Source organism: Methylobacterium guangdongense (assembly GCF_038442355.1).
Taxonomy (GTDB): Bacteria; Pseudomonadota; Alphaproteobacteria; order Rhizobiales; family Beijerinckiaceae; genus Methylobacterium; species Methylobacterium guangdongense.
Genome location: NZ_JBBXMX010000078.1, coordinates 1 through 847, shown reverse-complemented (window position 1 = coordinate 847; position 847 = coordinate 1). Strand labels below are relative to the sequence as shown.

Here is an 847-nt window from a genome sequence, read left to right as displayed (position 1 = left end):
CTAGGGCGTGTCATCGCTTGAGCCAGTCGAGGGCTGCGGCGAGGGACAGAACGCCCATGAAGCTGGTGGCGGTTTTCTCGTAGCGGGTTGCGATGGCACGCCATTCCTTGAGCCTCGCCCAGAGGCGCTCGACCTGATTGCGGTTGTTGTAGATCCAGTCCGGGCAGGCGACGGGGGTCTCGTGGCGCTGCGGCGGGATCGCGGGGCGCGCACCCATGTTCCAGATGTGCTCGCGGAAGGCGTGACTGGTGTAGCCGCGGTCTCCGACCACCCACTTGGGCACGCCTGGCAGTTGGTCGAGCAATGGAACCGCGTGAGGCAGCTCGTGCGCCTGCCCCGGTGCCAGCCGGAAGGCGATGGCGCGGCCCCGCCCGTCAGCGATCACGCAAGCCTTGGTGCCATAGCCGCCACGCGATCGGCCAACTGCTTCACGAGTGTCTCGCTCGGCCCCAGATCCCCCCTTTTGGCGGCACCGGCCGCCTTCTGGTGCGCGCGTATGTTCGTGCCATCGAGGAACACCATCCCGAGCTGAACCCCGCGCTCCTGCACGAGGCTGAGGAGACGTTCCCAGACGCCAGCACGGGACCATCGGATGAAGATCTGTGCGGCCCGCCACCAAGGACCCAGATCCTCTGGAATGGCCCGCCATTTCGCCCCGTTCTGATGTCGCCAGAGAATGGCCGAGAGCGTGCGTTGCAGGTCCTGCGGTGGCGTCTTGGCCTTCGGACGGCACGCCTCGACCAGCGGCTCCAGCTCAGACCATTGCGCGTCGCTCAGCATCATCCCTCCTGCCTCGAAGACAGGAAACGCAAGCCCCGCCAGTCCGTTCAGGCGACGACAGGCACTA

At 66.5% G+C, this 847-nt stretch carries 1 protein-coding gene; it reads right to left on the bottom strand.

Annotated elements, in window-relative coordinates:
* Positions 1-10: 10 nt before the first annotated feature.
* Positions 11-780 (bottom strand): IS5 family transposase gene (locus tag AAHG09_RS31820; protein WP_342112344.1). Its coding sequence is split into 2 segments (ribosomal slippage): positions 11-465 and positions 465-780, totalling 771 coding nucleotides; the frame shifts between segments, so codons are not numbered across the junction.
* Positions 781-847 lie beyond the last annotated feature (67 nt).